Annotated in this window: 1 protein-coding gene; it reads left to right on the plus strand. The window is 39.6% G+C overall.

Features of this window, described 5'->3' with window-relative positions; genetic code table 11:
• Positions 1–638: 638 nt before the first annotated feature.
• On the plus strand, positions 639–827 hold the full coding sequence (locus JCM15074_RS20175) for a hypothetical protein (RefSeq protein WP_148300853.1): 189 nt from the start codon (positions 639–641) through the stop codon (positions 825–827).
• Positions 828–937 lie beyond the last annotated feature (110 nt).

Here is a 937-nt window from a genome sequence, read left to right on the forward strand (position 1 = left end):
GGTCGCCGTCAACACTTAAATGTCGTTTTATGTTTGAGTGATGATTTATCAACCAAACTACGTTTTAGTGAGTAACCGCTTACACTTTGCATACCACGCTTATCGCGCCGTTTGCCGTGTCAGTGGGGTCGCATTATAGGGGGTATTTGAGATTGCACAAGCGCTTTTTAACAAAAACTGGCAATTAATTTTTACACTCATTATACACACCGAAAGCACACAAAATACCCACAGAGTTATCCACATTTCAATTTTTGAATGGCGAATGAACACTTAAAGATTTCATGACTTCCCCCGCCGTTGGCTACGCAAATGCTACTGAACTCCATCCCCATAAATACACTTAACAGCGACGTTTCCATGATGGTGGCTGAAAAGTATAGTCAAGCTTTCAGAAAAATGAACGGATAACAAAAAATATATTCTCAACCATTCAATCTAAATGGACAGACAAACAATATATAAGTCATTTGATCTGAACAGATCGACTCACTCATTCGCACGGATCATATTTAGAGCAGGATCACATCCAGCTTATAGTTAAAAATATTAGGAGAATAGCATTAATCATAATGACATTGCCGCCATGCTCACCAGAATTAAATGCGATAGAGCAAAAGGGAGTTGGATGCACCAGCATGGACGCTAATCAATCATTCCTAATGACGAAAAAGGTTATTGAACAAGTCAGAAAGCTTGAAATCAATATGTGGATGCAATTTCTAGCTAATCTTAGCGCGGGGAAGGCACAGAAATGTGTCGAATGTCGCTATTGTCTGGAACATTTAGCGACCGACATCGGGGTAGGTATGCAATACCTACATTAAGTCGATAAGCCACCTGCTGCAGATAATATTGATATGGGGATACGTGTTTGATTTTTAAAAGCCCCAAATGCAAAAAAGCCACCTTATTCAGGTGGCTTCTCTACTTAATA

It is taken from the genome of Shewanella marina JCM 15074 (assembly GCF_000614975.1).
Lineage (GTDB): Bacteria > Pseudomonadota > Gammaproteobacteria > Enterobacterales > Shewanellaceae > Shewanella > Shewanella marina.